This window comes from Ruegeria sp. BJ5 (genome assembly GCF_056537865.1).
Window position 1 is genome coordinate 963321 of the sequence record NZ_JBQFSH010000001.1, and the last position, 18947, is coordinate 982267.

20 protein-coding genes, 1 tRNA gene and 1 pseudogene are annotated in these 18947 nt (G+C 62.2%); 8 read left to right on the top strand and 14 right to left on the bottom strand.

Annotation, left to right across the window (positions count from 1 at the left end; all coding sequences use genetic code 11):
* Nucleotides 1-70 precede the first annotated feature (70 nt).
* A complete protein-coding gene (locus ACR0NY_RS04800; protein WP_170368671.1) occupies nt 71-832 on the top strand; it encodes an FkbM family methyltransferase in 762 nt (253 codons plus the stop codon).
* Between the two features lie 327 nt (nt 833-1159).
* Nucleotides 1160-1324 (top strand): hypothetical protein, encoded by a 165-nt coding sequence (locus tag ACR0NY_RS04805; protein ID WP_170337980.1) that lies wholly within the window; start codon nt 1160-1162, stop codon nt 1322-1324.
* A 55-nt stretch (nt 1325-1379) separates the two neighbouring features.
* Here ACR0NY_RS04805 and ACR0NY_RS04810 read toward each other — a convergent pair whose 3' ends face one another.
* From ACR0NY_RS04810 to ACR0NY_RS04820, 3 genes are all read right to left on the bottom strand, one after another.
* Nucleotides 1380-1946 (bottom strand): sarcosine oxidase subunit gamma, encoded by a 567-nt coding sequence (locus tag ACR0NY_RS04810; RefSeq protein ID WP_170337978.1) that lies wholly within the window; start codon nt 1944-1946, stop codon nt 1380-1382.
* Nucleotides 1939-4953, bottom strand: a complete 3015-nt coding sequence (locus ACR0NY_RS04815; RefSeq protein WP_170368672.1) for a sarcosine oxidase subunit alpha family protein — start codon at nt 4951-4953, stop codon at nt 1939-1941. Before ACR0NY_RS04815 ends, ACR0NY_RS04810 begins: the two co-directional genes overlap by 8 nt.
* A 67-nt stretch (nt 4954-5020) precedes the next feature.
* Complete coding sequence (locus ACR0NY_RS04820) at nt 5021-5350, bottom strand: sarcosine oxidase subunit delta (protein ID WP_170368673.1); 330 nt, start codon at nt 5348-5350, stop codon at nt 5021-5023.
* A gap of 50 nt (nt 5351-5400) precedes the next feature.
* On the opposite strand from ACR0NY_RS04820, the gene ACR0NY_RS04825 reads away from it, so the two are divergent.
* On the top strand, nt 5401-5562 hold the full coding sequence (locus ACR0NY_RS04825) for a hypothetical protein (protein WP_170368674.1): 162 nt from the start codon (nt 5401-5403) through the stop codon (nt 5560-5562).
* 2 nt (nt 5563-5564) lie between these two features.
* On the opposite strand, the gene ACR0NY_RS04830 is transcribed toward ACR0NY_RS04825, so the two are convergent.
* Entirely contained in the window at nt 5565-6809 is a 1245-nt protein-coding gene (locus ACR0NY_RS04830) for a sarcosine oxidase subunit beta family protein (protein ID WP_170368675.1), read from the bottom strand.
* Nucleotides 6810-6984: 175 nt separating this feature from the next.
* On the opposite strand from ACR0NY_RS04830, the gene ccmI reads away from it, so the two are divergent.
* Genes ccmI through ACR0NY_RS04845 form a run of 3 tightly spaced genes read left to right on the top strand, consistent with a single transcriptional unit; the run spans nt 6985 to nt 8927 of the window.
* Nucleotides 6985-8214, top strand: coding sequence for a c-type cytochrome biogenesis protein CcmI (gene ccmI / locus ACR0NY_RS04835; protein ID WP_170368676.1), 1230 nt, complete (start codon nt 6985-6987; stop codon nt 8212-8214).
* The gene (gene ruvX / locus ACR0NY_RS04840) at nt 8211-8675 is read left to right on the top strand and encodes a Holliday junction resolvase RuvX (protein ID WP_170368677.1); all 465 of its coding nucleotides are present in this window, start codon (nt 8211-8213) and stop codon (nt 8673-8675) included. Before ccmI ends, ruvX begins: the two co-directional genes overlap by 4 nt.
* Before the next feature lie 18 nt (nt 8676-8693).
* Complete coding sequence (locus tag ACR0NY_RS04845) at nt 8694-8927, top strand: DUF1289 domain-containing protein (protein ID WP_093962468.1); 234 nt, start codon at nt 8694-8696, stop codon at nt 8925-8927.
* Between the two features lie 3 nt (nt 8928-8930).
* Here ACR0NY_RS04845 and ACR0NY_RS04850 read toward each other — a convergent pair whose 3' ends face one another.
* The 10 genes from ACR0NY_RS04850 to ACR0NY_RS04895 form a co-directional block, all read right to left on the bottom strand.
* Nucleotides 8931-9149, bottom strand: coding sequence for a hypothetical protein (locus tag ACR0NY_RS04850; protein ID WP_170368678.1), 219 nt, complete (start codon nt 9147-9149; stop codon nt 8931-8933).
* Nucleotides 9150-9501: 352 nt separating this feature from the next.
* A complete protein-coding gene (locus tag ACR0NY_RS04855) occupies nt 9502-10230 on the bottom strand; it encodes a SpoIIAA family protein (protein WP_170368679.1) in 729 nt (242 codons plus the stop codon).
* Between the two features lie 33 nt (nt 10231-10263).
* Nucleotides 10264-10983: a hypothetical protein gene (locus ACR0NY_RS04860; RefSeq protein WP_367646346.1), complete on the bottom strand. Its 720-nt coding sequence runs from the start codon at nt 10981-10983 to the stop codon at nt 10264-10266.
* Between the two features lie 59 nt (nt 10984-11042).
* Nucleotides 11043-11867: a sulfite exporter TauE/SafE family protein gene (locus ACR0NY_RS04865; protein WP_170337959.1), complete on the bottom strand. Its 825-nt coding sequence runs from the start codon at nt 11865-11867 to the stop codon at nt 11043-11045.
* Between the two features lie 33 nt (nt 11868-11900).
* On the bottom strand, nt 11901-12938 hold the full coding sequence (gene dusA, locus ACR0NY_RS04870; protein ID WP_170368681.1) for a tRNA dihydrouridine(20/20a) synthase DusA: 1038 nt from the start codon (nt 12936-12938) through the stop codon (nt 11901-11903).
* 108 nt (nt 12939-13046) lie between these two features.
* Nucleotides 13047-14090: an ACR3 family arsenite efflux transporter gene (gene arsB, locus ACR0NY_RS04875; protein ID WP_170368682.1), complete on the bottom strand. Its 1044-nt coding sequence runs from the start codon at nt 14088-14090 to the stop codon at nt 13047-13049.
* Nucleotides 14087-15322 carry an organoarsenical effux MFS transporter ArsJ gene (arsJ, locus tag ACR0NY_RS04880; protein WP_170368921.1) on the bottom strand — a complete coding sequence of 412 codons (1236 nt, stop codon included), beginning with the start codon at nt 15320-15322 and terminating at the stop codon, nt 14087-14089. Before arsJ ends, arsB begins: the two co-directional genes overlap by 4 nt.
* Nucleotides 15323-15360: 38 nt before the next feature.
* A complete protein-coding gene (locus ACR0NY_RS04885) occupies nt 15361-16359 on the bottom strand; it encodes an ArsJ-associated glyceraldehyde-3-phosphate dehydrogenase (protein ID WP_170368683.1) in 999 nt (332 codons plus the stop codon).
* Complete coding sequence (locus ACR0NY_RS04890; RefSeq protein WP_170368684.1) at nt 16356-17201, bottom strand: arsenate reductase/protein-tyrosine-phosphatase family protein; 846 nt, start codon at nt 17199-17201, stop codon at nt 16356-16358. The genes ACR0NY_RS04885 and ACR0NY_RS04890 overlap by 4 nt, the downstream gene beginning before the upstream one ends.
* Nucleotides 17202-17340: 139 nt before the next feature.
* Nucleotides 17341-17427: transfer RNA gene (locus ACR0NY_RS04895), tRNA-Leu, on the bottom strand.
* Nucleotides 17428-17569: 142 nt separating this feature from the next.
* Here ACR0NY_RS04895 and ACR0NY_RS04900 point away from each other — a divergent pair.
* Both ACR0NY_RS04900 and lipB read left to right on the top strand, forming a co-directional pair.
* Nucleotides 17570-18229: a DsbA family oxidoreductase gene (locus ACR0NY_RS04900; RefSeq protein WP_170368685.1), complete on the top strand. Its 660-nt coding sequence runs from the start codon at nt 17570-17572 to the stop codon at nt 18227-18229.
* 36 nt (nt 18230-18265) lie between these two features.
* Nucleotides 18266-18925, top strand: a pseudogene (gene lipB / locus ACR0NY_RS04905) (lipoyl(octanoyl) transferase LipB); the annotation flags it as partial.
* Nucleotides 18926-18947: the final 22 nt, after the last annotated feature.

The window sequence follows — 18947 nt, forward strand, 5'->3', positions numbered from 1 at the left end:
TTCCCAAGGTTAAATGCTTTGGCAACCGCCGCAGGTCAAGGCCCGAGCGCAGAAAACCCGGAGGTCCGCTATGCTGACGCAGGCGCGCAAGATGTTCTACCGTGCCCGCGGTCATTATGCAGGCAACCTGAATGGCGAGGCGTTCCGGCTGGACCCATACCATTCGAAATTCTGGCGCAAGGCCTCGGCCGGCGACTGGGAGCCCGAGACATTCGCGGTGCTGGACCAGCACCTGTCGCCCGACCGCGACTATCTGGACATCGGCGCGTGGATCGGCCCGACAGTTCTGTATGGCGCGCGCAAAGCCCGGCATGTCTGGTGTTTCGAACCCGACCCCACCGCCTTTCGCCATCTGGCTTGGAACCTCGACCTGAACGACATCCGCAACGTCTCGGCCTTTGGCGTGGCTTTGTCCGACCGGTTTGGCGTGGCCCGCATGGCCTCTGTCCGGGGCGAGCCCGGCGACTCCACCAGTTCTCTGCTGCATGACGGCGCGCATGGAACCAACGCCCTGACCATCGCCTGGGACCAGTTCGCCACAGCGACGGACCTGTCAGGCATTTCGCTGGTCAAGATGGATATCGAAGGAGCGGAGTTTGCGGTTCTGCCGACGCTCGCCGACTGGCTGCAGGATCAGAAGCCAGCCCTGTATCTGTCTCTGCACGCGCCCCTGCTGGACGAAAACAACCGCGCCGAACGGGTCGAAGCCCTGCTTGCGACGTTGTCTTTATACTCGAACATGCACGATGAAACCGGGCGCCCAATCTCAGCCCAGGACTTGCTGGGCCCGAGCGCTTTGACCCAGTACCGCAGCGTCCTGTTCACGGAATAGAGTTCCGTCACGGAAACTCTACTCAAACGAGAATTTGCCCTTGTACACCCAGCGACGCGGTGTTCATTTTCCTGTATTGACCACTGAAGTCACAGGAAAATTGACTCGCGACTTATTCTATTCCTCGCCGCGGCCCTGACGGCACAGGCGGCTGCCGCATCCCCCATGGCTTACAAGTGCACGATCACAAAGAGGGATAGCCACGGCTAGATCGCGCCCGAATATGCCTTTCAAATCGACCCCGAGGCCGGCACGGCCCAAGCCGCCAGCAACTACCATGACTGGACCAACGCGCAGCTTCGGGATCGTGGGGCCAAGAGCTGTCGGATGATCTGGAACGTGACGCTCAAAAGTACCGAAGGTCAGGCCATTCGCATGCGCTATCAGGCGAATCTTGCAACAGACGGTGGGCTGAAGGTGAGCGGCAGTTTCGTGAATGTCGGGGCATCGAACAAACCCTACGGAACCGGCAGATGCGAGGTCGTCAAATAATGAAAAGCCCCGGTGATGTCCGGGGCTTTTTCTGTCTGCCAAGGTGGGGTCGGGTTCAGTAGTATCCGACCTCGCTGCCGGGCTGCGCCGCAACCTTCAGCAGCTTGAAGACGTAATCCGCAACTGATCGGAAGCACACCACGCGAAAGGATTCCTCGTCGTCCATCCAGAACGCCCCCGCAACCTGCGCCAGGCGCGTGCGCCGGATCTGACCGGGCTGGAAGACATCGGACGAGAAATCGACGGGCGCAACCTTGCCCAGCACCTCACGCGCGGTCGGTCCCGAGACCCGGAACACCGCCCGCGCGTCCGAGACATTGACCGCCAATGCATGCACGCCGCTCAGCGCGCCCTGCATGGCGGCCAGTTTGGCCTCGACCTCGGCGTAGGGAACAAGCACCAGCAGCTCGTCCGGCGACATCCAGCAGACGCCGGTTTCGCCATCGACGAAAGCCTCGCGCTGGCCGGGCATCTTCTGGCCGGTGGCATCCTTGACCGCTTTGGTCACCAGCTTGTCGGACAGATCGCCGCGCAGGGTGATCATCCCCTGCAGGCCGCATTCCTCAATCCGGGCGATGCCGTCAAAGCTTGCGTGGTTCAGTGCGCTGATGGGTTCAGACATTCTGCTTCTCCCCGTCCTTGTCGTAGAACACCGGGTCCACGATTTTGGCCTTGTAGTTTTTGTCGTCGGTGCCCGGGAATTCGATCACTTCTCCCATGCGGTTCGGCCCATTCTTGACCAGCCCCATGGCGATGCCCCGGCCCAGGTTGGCCGAGTAATAGGTCGAGGTGACGCGCCCGATCACGTTGCGCTGGCCGTTGGCATTCACGCCTTCGCCCACCGCATAGGCACCGTCGGGCAGAACCGATCCATCCACAGTTTCCAGACCCACCAGTTTCCAGCGGTCCGGGTCGGTCATGTGAGTGCGTTCCTGCGCGCGCTTGCCCAGGAAATCCTCTTTCTTCTTCGAGATCGCCCAGTGCAGCCCCAGGTCCTGCGGGATCACGGTGCCGTCGGTCTCGTCCCCGATCATGATGAAGCCCTTCTCGGCCCGCAGAATGTGCAGACATTCCGTGCCATAGGGCATCACGCCAAACTCATTCCCGGCCTCCATCAGGGCATCCCAGAAGGCCTGGCCCTGGCTGGCGGGCACCGCGATTTCATAGGACAGTTCGCCCGAGAACGAGATGCGGTAGGCCCGGCAATCAAAGCCGCCGATCTGGCCGTCGCGCCACTCCATGAAGGGCAGCGCCTCGCGGCTGACATCCATGCCGCCGAGCTTCTCCAGCACCTTGCGGGCGTTGGGGCCCACAACGGCGACCTGGGCGTATTGCTCGGTCACGTTGGCGACATAGACCTTCCAGTCCCACCACTCGGTCTGCAACCACTCCTCCATATGGGCATGGATGCGCTCAGCCCCGCCGGTGGTGGTGTGGCACAGCCAGGTGTCCTCGTCGATGCGGGCGACGACGCCGTCGTCGATCAGGAAGCCGTTTTCCGAGCACATCAGGCCATAGCGGCATTTGCCGACCTTCAGCGTGGACATCATGTTGGTGTACATCATGTCCAGAAACTTGCCCGCGTCCGGGCCCTTGACGATCAGCTTGCCCAGGGTCGAGGCATCCAGCAGCCCGAGGTTTTCACGGGTGTTCCGGACCTCGCGGTTCACCGCGTCATGCACGGTTTCCCCGGCTCGGACATAGGCGTAAGGACGACGCCAGTGGCCCACCGGTTCCCAATCGGCACCATTCCGGTCATGCCAATCATGCATCGGCGTGCGGCGGATCGGCTGGAACACCTCGCCGCGCGCCTCGCCCGCGATGGCTCCCATCGAGATGGGTGTGTAGGGCGGGCGGAAAGTGGTGGTGCCGACCTTGGGAATCTCCGACTCCAGAGCATCAGCAAGGATCGCCAGGCCGTTGATATTGCTCAGCTTACCCTGATCCGTCGCCATGCCTAGCGTGGTATAACGCTTGGTGTGCTCGACGCTTTCATAGCCCTCGCGCGCGGCCAGTTGCACATCCGAGACCTTCACGTCGTTCTGGAAGTCCAGCCACGACTTCATGCGCAGCTGCACGTCGGCCTTGGCGGGCATCAGCCAAACGGCCTGCATGGGCGCTTCGGTCTCGGCCTCGCCCTGCGGTGCCTTGGTGTTCTTCGGCTTGAACCCGGCTGCCTTGGCCGCGGACTTGCCCGCGGCGTGGGCATCGGCCAGAACCTCGCCCAGCGCCATCGGCCCGCTTGCCGAGCCTGCGGCCACAACAAAGCCTGCGCCATCCGCGCCCAGCGGCGGACGGTCGGGGTCGGGTCGGAAATGGGCGTTGGCTTCGTCCCAGATCAGCTTGCCGCCGCAATGTGACCACAGGTGCACCACCGGAGACCAGCCACCCGACATGGCAACCGCATCACATTCGACCTCTTCCCGAGCGCCGCCGATGCCTTCCTGGTTGCAGATCGCGACCTTCTTGACCCGCTTGCCGCCCTTGACCTTGGCGATGGCCTTGCCGGGATCGACCCGGATGCCGAGGCTGCGCGCTTCGTCCGCCAGCGGCCCGGCCGAGGGACGGGCATCGACGACGCGCAACACATCCACGCCCGCCTGTTTCAGGATGATCGCGGTGCGGTAGGCGTCGTCATTGTTGGTGGCGACGATCACGCGCTCGCCCGGGGTCACGCCCCAGTTGACCACATAGTCGCGCATGGCCGAGGCCAGCATCACCCCCGGCACGTCATTGCCGGCAAAGGACAGCGGGCGCTCGATCGCGCCGGTGGCCGTGACGACCTGTTTGGCGCGGATGCGCCACAGCCGATGGCGCGGGCCTTGGGTGCCCGGTTTGTGGTCGGTCAGCCGCTCGTATCCCAGCACGTAGCCGTGGTCATAGACCCCGGCCCCCATGCAGCGCGACCGCAGGGTGACGTTGTCCATTGTTTCGAGTTCGGAAACCAATTGTTCCACGAACTTATCCACAGGCTCGTCGTTGACGGTGCCCCCATCGACGGGCGCGCGGCCACCCCAATGGGCGGTCTGTTCGATCAGCATGACCTTGGCGCCCGATTGCGCCGCGGCTTTGGCTGCCTGCAGGCCCGCAACACCGCCGCCGATCACTAGAACGTCGGTGAAGGCATAGAAATGTTCATACGTGTCCGCGTCGCGGCTGTCCTTGTCGGGCGCCTTGCCCAAACCGGCCGACTGGCGGATGAACGGCTCGTACACATGTTTCCAGAACGGTTTGGGGTGGATGAACGTCTTGTAGTAGAACCCCGCCGGCAGGAACCGTGCCAGCGCCGTGTTCACCGCGCCGATGTCATACTCCAGGCTGGGCCAGTGGTTCTGCGAGATCGCGGTCAGGCCGTTGAACAGCTCGGTCGTGGTGGCGCGCTGGTTCGGCTCGAACCGGTTGCCCTGCCCTAGACCGAACAGCGCGTTGGGCTCCTCGGAACCGCTGGCGACGACGCCGCGCGGACGGTGGTATTTGAAGGACCGGCCGACCATCATCTGGTCGTTAGCCAGCAGGGCTGAGGCCAGCGTGTCGCCCTGATAGCCCTGCATAGAGGTACCGTTGAATGAAAACGTGACCGGTTTCGACCTGTCGATCAGGCGACCTTGATTTGCGAGACGGGTGCTCATTTTGCGGACCTTTCGCAAGTGGAGGCGTCAGGGCCTCCGGCAGATGTGTTCTTGAAAAGACGAAGCATCAGGAGAACTCTCTCCACGTCCAACCCTGCCGTTTGGCCGAAATCGCATCGCGGATTTCCTTTGGCGGCTCGGTGACCTGGGCCGAATAGGTGCCGAACACCTCAAGCGTCGCGGTGCACCGCGCGGCATGAAACCACTTGCCGCAGCCGTTGCTGTGCCGCCAGCGTTCGAAGTGCACGCCCTTGGGGTTTTCGCGCATGAACAGATAGTCATGGAACTCTTCGTCCGACGAGCCGGGACCGAAGCGTTTCATATGCGCTTCGCCGCCGGCAGTCAGTTCGGTCTCTTCGGCGTCGACGCCGCAATAGGGGCAACTCAGGATCAGCATGATGCCACTCCTCGCTTGAAAAATAGGGACCACACGCCCAGATTTAGCGCATGGATATTTTGACCATTGTTTTGACCGTTGCTGGCACGCTTGCCGTTTTTGGACTGATCGCCTTCGTCATTTTCCGATCGGAAGAAAGGAAAACGATCAAACCAGGATCCGACAGGGCGAACAGTTCCGAAACCATGCACGGGGCGCATTGGGGCGACTGACATCAGTGTGCCACCCCGGCGGCGACGCTTTCGTCGATGAAGCGGCCCTCTTTGAACCGGTCCAGCGAGAACGCCTCGGTCAGCGGGGAATGTCCGGTGGCCATCAGCTGGGCCATGCCCCAGCCCGAACCCGGGATGGCCTTGAACCCGCCGGTGCCCCAACCGCAGTTGATGAAGCAACCGCCCAGCGGCGTCTTGGACAGGATGGGCGACCGGTCGCCGGTCATGTCGACGATCCCGCCCCATTGCCGCAGCATCTTGAGGCGCGAGATCATCGGGAAGGTCTCGACCAGGGCGCGGACGGTTTCTTCGATATGATGGAAGCTGCCGCGCTGGGTGTAGTTGTTGAACCCGTCTGTGCCACCACCGATCACCATCTCGCCCTTGTCAGATTGCGACATGTAACCATGCACGGTGTTGGCCATCACCACCACATCCATGCAGGGTTTGATCGGCTCGGACACCAGCGCCTGCAGGGCCAGCGCCTCGACCGGAAGGCGGAAGCCCGCCATCTCGGCCAGTTGGCCCGAATGGCCCGCGACCACGATGCCCAGCTTGTCACATTCGATGGCGCCCTTGGTCGTCTCGACCCCTGTGACGCGACCGTTTTCAGACCGGACGCCCGTAACCTCACACTGCTGGATGATGTCCATACCCATATTCGAACAGGCGCGAGCATAGCCCCAGGCCACCGCATCGTGGCGTGCGGTGCCGCCGCGCTCTTGCCATAGCGCACCCAGAACCGGATAGCGCGGGCCGTCGATGTTGATGATCGGGACCAGCTGCTTTATGCGCTCGGGCTCGATCCATTCAGTCTTGACCCCCTGCAGCGCGTTGGCATGCGCCGTACGCTGATAGCCGCGCACCTCGTGCTGGGTTTGCGCCAGCATCATCACGCCGCGCGGGCTGAACATCACGTTGTAGTTCAGATCCTGGCTCAGATCCTCGTACAGGCCGCGCGATTTTTCGTAGATCGCAGCCGACGGGTCCTGCAGATAGTTAGAGCGGATGATGGTCGTGTTCCGCCCGGTATTGCCGCCGCCCAGCCAGCCCTTTTCGATCACTGCGACGTTCTGGATACCGTAGTTCTTGCCCAGATAATACGCCGTCGCCAAACCGTGCCCGCCGGCACCGACGATGATCACGTCATACCGTTTCTTGGGTTCTGGCGAACGCCAGGCGCGCTCCCATCCGGTGTGATAGCGCAGCGCCTCTCGCGCTACGGCAAAGGCTGAATAGTGTTTCATGAGCGAATCCGTCCGGTTCGTGATTGGCCGAAGATATGCCGTGCGGCGACAGATTACCCCTGCCGTACAGCGCCGCAATATCGCACTATTGCGACATGTAGACCATTCGCGGCCATTTGTCCCTTTTTTCCGGGCGCGCGCAGGTCTAAGTGAGGGCAACAATTCCGGAGAGATCATGACATTCTGGGTTCTGCTTCTGCTCTTTGCGCTGTCGATCACCGCATTCCTGGCCTTTGGCCTGACCCGAACCCGCCGGCGACAGGAACATCCGGCGGCCTACGATTTGCGGGTCTACAAGGAACAGCTGGCCAGCGTTGATCGCGATCTGGCCCGCGGAGTGATCGCCAAAGCCGACGCCCAGCGGGTTCGGACCGAGATTTCGCGCCGTATCCTGGCCGCCGACGCGCAAATCCGTACCGGTGACGCGACGACCGGGCCGTCGACCACTGTTCGGTTGGCCGCCATCGGGTTCGTTGCCCTGGTTCTGATCGGCGGAGCGTTTGCTTTGTACCGCCAACTGGGCGCTGCCGGATACCCTGATCAGCCGCTTTCAGCGCGCATGGAGATGGCCGCCGAACTGCGTGAGAACAGACCCGGCCAGGAAGAGGCCGAGCAGATGGCCCCGCCCGTCGAAGCGCCTCAGCTTGAAGACAGCTATGCCAACCTTCTGAACCAGTTGCGCACGACCGTGGCCGACCGACCGGACGATCTTCAGGGTCACATTCTATTGGCGCAGCACGAAACCAACGCGGGCAATTTTCAGGCCGGTTATGAAGCCCAACGCCGTGCAATCGAATTGATGGGGGATGAGGCCCCGGCGGACGCCTATTCGAACCTGGCAGAAATGCTGATCCTGGCGGCGGGGGGCTATGTCTCTCCCGAAGCCGAAGCGGCCTTGCGTCAGGCACTGGAACGCGACCCGCAATCGGGACCGGCGCGCTATTACTGGGGACAGATGCTGCTGCAGATCGGACGGCCGGACCAGGCCTATCGCGTCTGGATGGACACGCTGCGCACGTCGCCGCCGGGCGCGCCTTGGGCCAACGCCATTCGCGCCCAGATCGACGAACTTGCCTGGCGCGCCGGCGTGTTCAACGCGCCCGAAATCGCAGCTGCTCCGGCGGGTCCGGGCCCCAGCCAGTCGGATATGGAAGCAGCGGCGGAAATGACGCCCGAGGAGCGTCAAGAGATGATCCGCGGCATGGTTGACGGATTGTCGGACCGGCTGGCGACCGAAGGTGGTTCTCCGCAGGAATGGGCTCGACTGATCTCGGCGCTTGGGGTGCTGGGAGAAACCGAGCAGGCCGCCGCGATCCGGGATGAAGCCGCGACCAAGTTTGCCGAAGACCCCGCCGCGCTTGAACTGATCAACTCGGCCGCGCAGCAGGCTGGTCTTTCGCAATGATCCAGGACGTGTTCGAGGATTTCGCAGCCGCATTGCCCCCGATGCAGGCGCTGATGGGTCTGGACCTGGGCGAAAAGACGATCGGCGTGGCTGTTTCCGACCGCATGCGCGGTGTGGCCAGCCCACTTGAGACCGTGCGCCGCAAGAAATTCAAGCTGGACTCTGCCCGCCTTCTGGAGATCGCCGCCGATCGCGAGATCGGAGGGATCGTCCTTGGTCTGCCCATGAATATGGACGGATCCGAGGGTCCAAGGTGCCAATCAACCCGCGCGTTTGCCCGCAACCTGTCCCAACTGACCGACATCCCGCTCGGCTTCTGGGACGAGCGCCTGAGCACAGTTGCGGCAGAAAAGGCACTTTTGGAGGCGGATACGACACGAAAACGTCGCGGACAGGTTATCGACCACGTCGCGGCGGGTTATATCCTGCAAGGAGCGCTGGACAGGCTGCGCTTTCTTTAACGAGCCCGGAGACCGGCGATGACGAACATGATTTGGAAAAGGGACGAGGTCGAAAGCCCGTGTGTCCAGATCTGCGTCGTGCATCCAACCGAGCGTATCTGCACCGGCTGCTATCGCACCATCGACGAAATCACGCGCTGGTCGAAAATGGAAAGTTCGGAACGCGCCGAAATCATGAATGACCTGCCTGCCCGCAAGCCTCGCTTGGCCAAGCGACGGGGTGGTCGCGCGGCCCGTCTGGACAAAGCCTGACGATCAAAGGGCTTTGTCGGTCTTCCGGCTGTCTTCTTCATCTCTCGCTGTGTCTGCGCATGTCTTCACACCGGACCGTTGCCCGGCCTTCAATTCACTGCGGAACAAACGGGTGATTTCCGACTTGCTGGTCTGCGACCGCCGAAGAGTGGATTCCTGAAAATCAACTTCGACAGCCGCGCTGGTCATGGATTTTCTTTTCAAAAACTTGATCAGCCGCATACGAGCCTTCCTGAATAAATCTGCGTCGCTGCGGGCCGGTCGAGAGCTCGGGAAAAAGGGGATCGAGCCGTATGACTATGCGTGAGTGAGTGGCGGCCCGCAGCGACGATTTGCGCATACCGGAGTCAGGCTTTTGAGAAAGGGGGAAAACCTGCCGTCGCGCTTCAATTTTTTTACCAATTAGACAAATAAACCGGAGAGACTCAACAGTTACAATCCCTTCGCGCCCCGCGGCTGGGCGAAAAGGACGTGACGTAACAAGTTGGACCGGCCCGCGACAGCGTCAGGTGTCAATCCAGGATTTACCCCCGGACGCGCAGCGCGGCCCATTCTTTCGGGCCGCGCGCAACCGTCATCCGGCAGCCAGCCACGCTTTGGCGTTTTCAATCTCTTCGGACGGGAAAAACTGGGTACGTGTACCCAGAATGTGGCCACCCACGCGCTGCGCGATGTTCTGCCATGCCTTGTCGCCGACGATGGCTGCCCGGTCCAGCATTCCCACGTGACCGCGGGCCAGACGGAAATGCGCGGCCAGAGCGGTCAACCCTTGCCAGCCATCGAACTCCCTCAGGTCGATCAGCAAGCGGAACGCATCCCGGTCGCCCAGGATGGCATCCAGATCAGCTTCGGCCTCTTCGTATTCCTCGGGGTCCAGCTTACCCATCAGGCTGACCTGCACGCATGGCCCGCCCAAATCCACAATGTGGATCGCGCCCAGAGATTCACGGATCCAGCGGCGCGCTTCTTCCAGTTCGGCCAGCTCGAATACCTGCACCGGACAGGGCATCAGCGGAGCAGCCAGGCGCACGCTGGTCTGGACCCATCCCTTGTCTGCGACGACCGCGGCCCGATCGAACCCGCGCCAATGGCTTAGGCCCAGCTTGGTATCTTCCCAAGCAGCGCCCAGATCATAGCCTTTGAACTCGGGGCCGACGATAACCAGCAAGCGGACGGCGTCATGTTCCGCCAGCGCAGCCTCGATTGCGGGAACCAGAGTGTTTGTGTAATCGGCGCTTGTAACTTCGCCGGACAATTCGATTTCGATCAATGCACCGTCGGAATTCTTGTGGACCGTAATCATTTTGAGCCTCCAAAGCCAAAGAATGGCAGAAGGTTACGGGGATTCGATCCATTCGGCCACACCGCCCGGCAGCTCGGGCCGGAAATAGGCAATCATCCGTCCGTCCGGCCCCGCCGTTGCCCCTGCCCCCCAAGGCGCGACCCCATGCAAAGAATGGCGATGCAACACGTAGGTTTCGCCGGGCGAGGCCGACACTTCGATACGCGGGCAGGTTTCGAACACTTTGCGGCGAGCCGCCTGATAGGCCTCGGTGATATCGGTCCGCGCCCACTGAGCGCGAGGAACACCGGCCAACGCAGCTCGGAATGCCGCGCCCATGATCCTGTGGCTGCCATCCCAAACGACCAGAGGCGCGGCGTCTGCGCTCGCCTGTGTCAGTGGGATGCCCAGGACCCATGCGTGAGGCTCGTCGATCTTGCGCCGACGGTCCGGACCGCCGGGTTTCAGACCATCCACATGCGCCGCATCGCGCTTGGCCCGGTATCGGGCCGCCGCCTCGTTCTCGCCCCTGCGCGGGCGCGGATAGCCGGGATAAACGACCGAGACCTGCCCTTTGTGCAATTCGATCGAACCATATTGTTCAACCAGAAACTCGACAGCCTGCCCACTCAACGGGGCTGAGGCGCCGACACGCCCTGCGCCGTCATTGGGCAGTGCATCGACGCCGATGAACCAGGTGCTTTCGCAATCCAACCACTGCCGGTGGGCCGGGTCACTGGCGGCCTTCTGCGCCAATGGTAGGGCGTGGGCCACCCAGTCGGCTATGGGCTGGTCGTAGGGGAATACTTCCCAACCCCGCGACCAGAAAGGCCTTACCACCCTACTGCCTTGCGCAGCATATTCAGGGCCACCAGCGTGAGGAACACGGCAAACACCCGTTTGAGCGGCTTGGGGTCCATCGCATGGGCCAGTTTCACCCCCCAGGGCGCGGTGATCATCGTCATCGCAACAACCACACCAAAGGCCACAAGATTGACGGCGCCGATTGTCAGCGGCGGACGGTGTTCAGCTGCGATCGGCAGAAACAGAAAGCCCAGTACCGAGGGTACGGCGATGATCACGCCAAAGCCCGCGGCGGTCGCAACGGCCCGATGGATCGGTGTGTTGTAGAGGCTCATCAGGGGCACCCCAAAGCTACCGCCGCCAATTCCCATCAGCACCGACAGAAACCCGACCAACGGCGAAATCACCAACCGCTTCAGCCCGCCGGGCATGGCATCACCCAGTCGCCATTCGGACTTGCCAAGTCCCAGATAGGCGCCAATCACCATTCCAAGGATACCGAACAGCGCCTGCAACGCTTCCGTGCGCAGGGCCGAGGCGACCAGTACGCCAACAATCGCACCGACAGCGATACCCGGACCCCAACCGCGTAGAATATCCCAATCGACGGCGCCTTTCTTGTTGTGACTCAGCACCGAACGAACCGAAGTCACGATGATCGTGGCAAGTGACGTCGCAAGACACAGCTGCATCAGCTGCGGGCCACCATATCCCAGCGTTTGAAAAGCGTAGAAGAAGGCCGGCACCAGAACGATCCCGCCACCGACTCCCAAAAGGCCAGCCAAAACACCGGCCAGCGCGCCGATCACAAGCAAAAGGCCCAGCATCTGGGCCAGCAACATCGTATCGGGCATCCGTCCCCCTCGGTCCCCGGCCCGTGGGCCGTCTTAAATTACCTGCGCCGCCTCGGCATCCGGTGCCACGCGGGACAGCGCGTCCAGAACCACGTCAGGTCCGGCATGGTCTTTGACCGCGCCTTCGGACAAAGCGCGCCTCCAACCACGAGCACCCGGGCGTCCTGCGAACAATCCCAGCATATGTCGGGTGATCTGGTGCAAACGCCCCCCGCCAGCAAGATGCCGATCGATATAGGGCAGCATTTTCATCACGACTTCAACCGGATCCGCCCTTTGCCCCGACCCGTAGATCATCGGGTCGGCCTCGGCCAGAATATCGGTTGGCTGATGATAGGCAGACCGCCCGATCATCACCCCGTCCAGTCCGGCGTCCAGATGCACCTGGGCTTCGGCCAGTGTCGTGATGCCTCCGTTGATCGAGATGTGGAGATCTGGAAAATCTGCTTTCATCCGGTGAACCAGATCGTAGTCCAGCGGCGGTATATCCCTGTTTTCTTTGGGGCTAAGCCCCTGAAGCCAAGCCTTGCGGGCGTGGATCGTCACGCGCTGACAGCCGGCGGCGCGAATCCGATCCAGAAACTCGGGCAATACGTCCTCGGGGTTTTGGTCATCCACGCCGATCCGACATTTGACCGTGACATCGACATCTACAACTTCCCGCATGGAGGCCACGCATTCGGCGACCCGGCCCGCCTCTTTCATCAGGACGGCCCCAAACGTTCCCGATTGAACCCGGTCTGACGGACAGCCACAGTTCAGGTTGATCTCGTCATACCCGGCCTCAGCCCCCAATGCGGCCGCCTGAGCCAGCTCCTGCGGGTCAGATCCGCCCAATTGCAGAGCAACGGGATGTTCCTCGGGGCTATGGTCCAGAAGATGCAGCGCTCCACCCCGTACCAGAGCAGGGGCCGTCACCATTTCCGTGTACAACAGCGTTTCAGCACTGAGCAAACGGTGCAGATACCGACAGTGCCGATCGGTCCAATCCATCATCGGCGCAACCGACAAGCGCGCAGCGCGAGTGACTTCGCTGCGATCAGCAAGTGCCCGAGATTGAGACCCCGCCATCAGTGCACGTTCCTTTTTGTGGCCCAGACAAATCTGCGGCGCCCGGCCAAGCCGGGTCCGCGCTAGGCGTCTACCACTGTTTGACGCCGGATATCCACCGTCGGATTGCTAGGCCCGGACGTCCTCTGGAGATTGTTCCGAGCGCTCGGCAAAACTGCCGCGCGTCCGGTTGGCGAAAGCCACCAGCGAAAGCATCACCGGCACCTCGACCAGAACACCCACCACCGTGGCCAGAGCCGCACCCGAATTCAGGCCGAACAGGCTGATGGCGACGGCCACCGCCAGTTCAAAGAAGTTGGACGTGCCGATCAGTGCGCAGGGTGCCGCGATCCGGTGCGGCACGCGCAGGGCAAAGGCCGCCGCATAGGCCACTGCAAAGATCCCGTAGGACTGGATCAGGATCGGGACGGCGATCAGCGCGATAACCATCGGGCGGTCCAGGATCACCTGCCCCTGCAGGCCGAACAGGATGACGACGGTCGCGATCAGGCCGACAACGCCCCACGGCTTGACCCGGTCGCGGAACGCCTCGATCCGCTCGGCCGAGCCCAGCCGGTTGCGCGTCCAGACACCTGCCGCCAAGGGCAGAGCCACGAACAGGACAACCGACAGCACCAGCGTCTGCCACGGAACCGAAATGTCGGTCACGCCCAGCAGGAAGGCCACGATCGGAGCAAAGGCAAAGACCATGACGATGTCATTCACCGACACCTGCAGCAACGTATAGTTCTCGTCCCCCTTGGTCAGATGCGACCAGACGAACACCATTGCCGTGCAGGGTGCCGCACCCAGCAGGATCAGCCCTGCGATGTACTGCTGGGCATCGGCGGGCGCGATCAGGTCGGCAAAGACGTATTCGAAGAACAGCACGCCCAGCGCGGCCATGGTGAAGGGCTTGATCAGCCAATTGACCGCCAGAGTGATCGCCAGCCCTTTGGGCTCTTTTACCACGTCGCGCAGGCTGCTTGGGTCCACCCCCACCATCATCGGATAGACCATGGCCCAGATCAGCACCGCCACCACCAGGTTGACATTGGCCACCTCGGCCGCCGCGATGGCCTGGACCAAACCCGGCGCGAATGAGCCGATGGCGATCCCGGCGGCCATTGCCAGCGCGATCCACAGGGACAGATACCGTTCAAATACGCTCATGCAGAGATCTCCGAAGTTGTGTGGGGCTGCAAGCGCCCCGCAGCCAAGGCGGAAAGCGCGACCATGGCGGCCGCCGTCCCGAGCATCAAGGGCAACCCGCCCCATTGATAGGTCAGGCCGGACAGCAGCGTACCCAACAGCCGCCCGCCCGCATTGGCCATGTAGTAGAAGCCCACATCCATCGTCACCCGCTCGGCCCGGGTGAAGGCCAGGATCAGATAGGAATGCAGCGAGGAATTCACCGCAAAGACCGCGCCAAAGGCCAGCAGTCCACCCACCAGCGTCAGCGTCAGCCACGGCGCGGGCCCAGAGGACATCAGCGCAGCCACCGTCAGGACGGCCGGCACGCAGGCCAGCCCCCAGGCCCAGCTGCGCGCTGCTGCGACCAGATCGGCCTCATCCCGCGCCCCTGCCCGCAGCAGACGCGGGGCGGCAGCCTGAACAATGCCGTACAGAATGATCCACAAGGCCATGAACCCGCCGACCAGAAAAAAGGCCGAGCGGTTGCCCGCTTCGCTGCCATCCGACAGCACGGCGTAGAAATAGATCGGGATGCCGACGACGAACCAGACGTCGCGCGCCCCGAACAGGAAGACCCGCGCCGCGGACAGCCAGTTCACATTGGCCGATTTCGAAAAGACCTCGGAAAATTTAGCGCCCTTGCGGCCCTTGGGCAGCCCCGGCGGCATCGCCAGCAGCACCGCCACCAGGATCAGGAACAAGACCCCCGCCATGCCCACCACGGCACCCGTGAAGCCGAACCCGGCCAACAAGGCCGCTCCCAGCAGGAAGCCCACCCCTTTGACCGCGTTCTTCGACCCGGTCAGCACCGCGACCCAGCGGAACAACCCGCCACCTTCGGTGGGGGCCAACAGCTTGACCGCCGATTTCGACGACATCTTGGTCAGGTCCTTGGCCACGCCGCTGGCACCCTGCACGACCATCACGAAGGCGACGGACATACCGATGGTCCAGCCCGGATCCAACTGCGCTAGCGCCAGCAAGGCCAGCACCTGTATCGTCAGCCCCGCGTACAGGGTCGCGGTCAGACCGAACCGCGCGGCGATCCACCCGGCGGCCAAGTTGGTGGCCATCCCGGCGATCTCGTACAGCACGAACAGATAGGCCAGCTGAACCGGCGAAAAGCCCAGCGTGTGAAAATGCAGCAGCACCAGCATCCGCAGGGCGCCGTCGGTCAGCATGAAGGCCCAATAGGCAGCCGTGACGGCCATATAGGCCGACAACCCGTCCGGACGCTGGGAAGCGCTTGTCAAAGCGATACCCCGACCATCATCGCGACATCCACCAGACGGTGCGCGTAGCCCATCTCGTTGTCGTACCAGGCATAGACCTTTACCTGCGTTCCGTTCACCACCATGGTCGAGGGTGCATCCACGATGCTGGACCGGGTGTCATTGGTATAGTCGGTCGAGACCAGAGGACGCTCCTCATAGCCCAAAATGCCGGCCAGAGGCCCCTCGGCCGCGGCCTTGAACATGGCGTTCACCTCTTCGGCCGTCGTTTCGCGTTCAACCTCGAACACGCAATCGGTCAGCGAGGCATTCAGCAGCGGCACCCGCACCGCATGCCCGTTCAGCCGCCCCGTCAGTTCGGGATAGATCAGGGTGATCGCCGTGGCGCTGCCGGTGGTCGTGGGGATCAGCGAGTTCAGCGCCGAGCGCGCACGGCGCAGATCCTTGGCCGGACGGTCCACGATCGTCTGCGTGTTGGTCACGTCATGAATCGTGGTGATCGAGCCGTGCCGGATACCAAGGCTCTCGTGGATGACCTTGACCACCGGGGCCAGGCAGTTCGTGGTGCAACTGGCCGCGGTCACGATGCGGTGGCGGGCCGGATCATAGGTGCCTTCTTTCACGCCAAAGACGATATTGGCCGCATCACCATCCTTGACCGGCGCCGAGACCACCACCTTTTTCACACCGGCGTCAAAGTAAGGGGCCAGCTTTGCCTCGGTCTTGAAGACCCCGGTGCAGTCGATGACGACGTCGACGCCCTCAAGCGGCAGCTCCGACAGATTGCGGGTTCCGATGAAGGGCAGCCGCACGCCGTCGATGGTGACCGAGCTTTCATCATGGCGGAACTCGGCGTCCCAGCGGCCATGCACGGTGTCGAACTCCAGCAGATGTGCGTGCATGGCCGGGTCGCCCACCGCGTCGTTGATCCAGGCGATCTGCGCGCCTTTCTCAAGCAGGGGTTTCAAGGCCAGCTTGCCGATGCGGCCAAGGCCGTTGAGAGCATAAACGGTCATGCGATTTCTCCGGTATGGATCTGGCCGATGTCATCCACGGCCTTCTGAAGGGACATGCGGTCAAGGGTTTCGAACGGCAGCGAGGAAAAGGTCAGGATCCGGTTGCGCAACGCGCCGTAGGCCTGCTGGAAGGCAAGGCTTTTTTGGGCCTCTGTCCCCTCGGCCTTCACCGGATCGGGCATACCCCAATGCGCGCTGATCGGCTGCCCGGGCCAGGCGGGGCAATCTTCGTTCGCAGCCTGATTGCATACGGTGAACACGAAATCGAATTTCGGCGCGCCCGGGGCCTGGAACTCGCCTACATTCTTGGCGCGCAGGTCCGAGATGTCGTGCCCATTCTGCCGCAGCACCTCAAGTGCCGCTGGGTTCAACTGGGACTGAGGACGTGTACCGGCGGAAAACACGTTGAACCGGTCGCCGCCAAGCTGCTTCAACAGGGCCTCGGCGAAAATCGAGCGCGCGGAATTCCCGGTGCATATGAACAAAACGTTGTAGGTACGCGCGGCATTGACCGCATGCGCGTCAACGCCGTTGAGCGGACTGGGCGCGCAGAGTTCCGGACGCCCACGGCAGCAATCCAACAGAAGGTAATCGAACGTCTCCCGCACGGCTTTCATATCCACCGAGTAGCGTAAGGACGTCCCGACCCTTTCCTGCGTCACAAGTCCCGCCTGCATCAGCGCATTCACGTAGTTGGACAGCGTATTCGGCTTGAGGTCCAACGCGATGGCAATCTCGGTCGCGGGTATGCGATCGGGATACCGGCGCATCAACAACCGAAAAACGGCCAACCGAGACGGATGACCCAAGGTGGACAGGCGGTCGGGAATCACTCTTTCCATAATTCATGGATATTCGAATTAACGGCGAAATCAAGTGCCCGTTTTTGGCGCGTTGAAACCGCTCGCAAGAATTCGCGATTAGCCACAATGCCGCCCCTCGCCCAAAACGGAACGACGGGTGAATTGACAAGGAAGAAAATGGTGCGGCCGAGAAGACTCGAACTTCCACGGGAGTTACCCCACAGCGACCTCAACGCTGCGCGTCTACCAATTCCGCCACGGCCGCACTGCCTGTGACTTGGTAGGCGGCGTATAGACGCTTGGCAAAAGGATGTGAAGAGGCAAAAGCAACCGCATTGGAATTCCCGGCCCGCAACCATATCTGTGGGGTCATGAAACCCGATGCCACATCGCAGCAGGAGCATACGATGCCCACATCCGATCCCCGCCCCGTCATCCAAGTCGACATCGTATCCGATGTCGTATGCCCGTGGTGCATCGTCGGGTTTCGTCAGCTTGATCTGGCGCTGGAGCAGGAGAACGTGATGGCGCAGCTCCGGTGGCACCCATTCGAACTGAACCCCACTATGGGGCCGGACGGCCAGAGCCTGCGAGAGCACATCATGGAAAAGTACGGCTCGACCGCCGAGCAGAGCCAGCAGGCTCGAGACCGGTTGACAGCGCTCGGTGCAGATTTGGGTTTCACGTTCAATTTCAATGATGACAGCCGTATAGTGAACACCTTTGCTGCGCATCAACTTCTGGACTGGGCCGAAACGCAAGGCAGGCAACACCCGCTGAAGCTGGCCTTGTTCAAGGCCTATTTCACAGATCAGCGGGATGTTTCGAAAGTTGAGGTGTTGCTGGATGCCGCTCAGACGGCTGGCCTCGACCCAGACGCCGCCCGCGCGGCGTTGGAATCGGGCGCGCATGCAGGCCCGGTAAGGCAAAAGCAACAATTCTGGACCAGCCGAGGCATCACCGGAGTTCCGGCAATGGTTTTTGGCGGCAAGTACCTGCTGGCGGGTGCGCAGGGCACCGAGACCTACGCTCAGGTCCTGCAGCGATGCCGGGCCGAGGCCGCCTAACCTCTTTCGCTTGGACAGCAGGACAGCTATGAGGCGCGCATGGAATGGAAGATCACCGACGGACTGACCGACTATGACACCGCCGTCGCCTTCATGGAGGCGCGGGTGGCCGAGATTGCGGCCGGAACCGCGGACGAGTGCATCTGGTTCTTGGAGCATCCGCCGCTCTATACGGCCGGAACATCAGCCAAACCCCAAGACCTGACCGACCCGGATCGATTCCCGGTCTATGCCAGCAAGCGCGGGGGCGAATACACCTATCACGGACCTGGCCAGCGGGTCGTCTATGTCATGCTGGATGTCGGAAAGCGCGGCCATGATGTCCGCCGCTTTGTCAAACAGCTGGAAACCTGGGTGATCTCGGCACTGGCCGAGTTCAACGTCCACGGAGAAATCCGCGAAGGCCGTGTCGGTGTGTGGGTGCCGCGCAAGGACAAGCCGCTGACCGTCAGTGGCGAACCGGCCGAGGACAAGATCGCTGCGATCGGCATCCGCTTGCGGAAATGGATCAGCTTCCACGGCATCTCGATAAACGTGGAACCGGACCTGGAGCATTTTTCGGGCATCGTTCCCTGCGGCATCCGGGAGTTCGGCGTGACTTCGTTGGTGGATCTGGGATTGCCGGTGACAATGGCCGATGTCGATGTGGCTCTGCGCAAAACCTTTACTGACGCTTTTGGCCCCGAGGTGGTCTGACCCCCACGCATCGACCATGTTC

What these genes read in the sequence shown, in the direction of transcription:
- ACR0NY_RS04800 (WP_170368671.1), top strand. Translation starts at nt 71, where the DNA reads ATGCTGACGCAGGCGCGCAAGATGTTCTACCGTGCCCGCGGTCATTAT.
- ACR0NY_RS04805 (WP_170337980.1), top strand. Translation starts at nt 1,160, where the DNA reads ATGATCTGGAACGTGACGCTCAAAAGTACCGAAGGTCAGGCCATTCGC.
- ACR0NY_RS04810 (WP_170337978.1), bottom strand. Translation starts at nt 1,946, where the DNA reads ATGTCTGAACCCATCAGCGCACTGAACCACGCAAGCTTTGACGGCATC.
- ACR0NY_RS04815 (WP_170368672.1), bottom strand. Translation starts at nt 4,953, where the DNA reads ATGAGCACCCGTCTCGCAAATCAAGGTCGCCTGATCGACAGGTCGAAA.
- ACR0NY_RS04820 (WP_170368673.1), bottom strand. Translation starts at nt 5,350, where the DNA reads ATGCTGATCCTGAGTTGCCCCTATTGCGGCGTCGACGCCGAAGAGACC.
- ACR0NY_RS04825 (WP_170368674.1), top strand. Translation starts at nt 5,401, where the DNA reads ATGGATATTTTGACCATTGTTTTGACCGTTGCTGGCACGCTTGCCGTT.
- ACR0NY_RS04830 (WP_170368675.1), bottom strand. Translation starts at nt 6,809, where the DNA reads ATGAAACACTATTCAGCCTTTGCCGTAGCGCGAGAGGCGCTGCGCTAT.
- ccmI (WP_170368676.1), top strand. Translation starts at nt 6,985, where the DNA reads ATGACATTCTGGGTTCTGCTTCTGCTCTTTGCGCTGTCGATCACCGCA.
- ruvX (WP_170368677.1), top strand. Translation starts at nt 8,211, where the DNA reads ATGATCCAGGACGTGTTCGAGGATTTCGCAGCCGCATTGCCCCCGATG.
- ACR0NY_RS04845 (WP_093962468.1), top strand. Translation starts at nt 8,694, where the DNA reads ATGACGAACATGATTTGGAAAAGGGACGAGGTCGAAAGCCCGTGTGTC.
- ACR0NY_RS04850 (WP_170368678.1), bottom strand. Translation starts at nt 9,149, where the DNA reads ATGCGGCTGATCAAGTTTTTGAAAAGAAAATCCATGACCAGCGCGGCT.
- ACR0NY_RS04855 (WP_170368679.1), bottom strand. Translation starts at nt 10,230, where the DNA reads ATGATTACGGTCCACAAGAATTCCGACGGTGCATTGATCGAAATCGAA.
- ACR0NY_RS04865 (WP_170337959.1), bottom strand. Translation starts at nt 11,867, where the DNA reads ATGCCCGATACGATGTTGCTGGCCCAGATGCTGGGCCTTTTGCTTGTG.
- dusA (WP_170368681.1), bottom strand. Translation starts at nt 12,938, where the DNA reads ATGGCGGGGTCTCAATCTCGGGCACTTGCTGATCGCAGCGAAGTCACT.
- arsB (WP_170368682.1), bottom strand. Translation starts at nt 14,090, where the DNA reads ATGAGCGTATTTGAACGGTATCTGTCCCTGTGGATCGCGCTGGCAATG.
- arsJ (WP_170368921.1), bottom strand. Translation starts at nt 15,322, where the DNA reads ATGGCCGTCACGGCTGCCTATTGGGCCTTCATGCTGACCGACGGCGCC.
- ACR0NY_RS04885 (WP_170368683.1), bottom strand. Translation starts at nt 16,359, where the DNA reads ATGACCGTTTATGCTCTCAACGGCCTTGGCCGCATCGGCAAGCTGGCC.
- ACR0NY_RS04890 (WP_170368684.1), bottom strand. Translation starts at nt 17,201, where the DNA reads ATGGAAAGAGTGATTCCCGACCGCCTGTCCACCTTGGGTCATCCGTCT.
- ACR0NY_RS04900 (WP_170368685.1), top strand. Translation starts at nt 17,570, where the DNA reads ATGCCCACATCCGATCCCCGCCCCGTCATCCAAGTCGACATCGTATCC.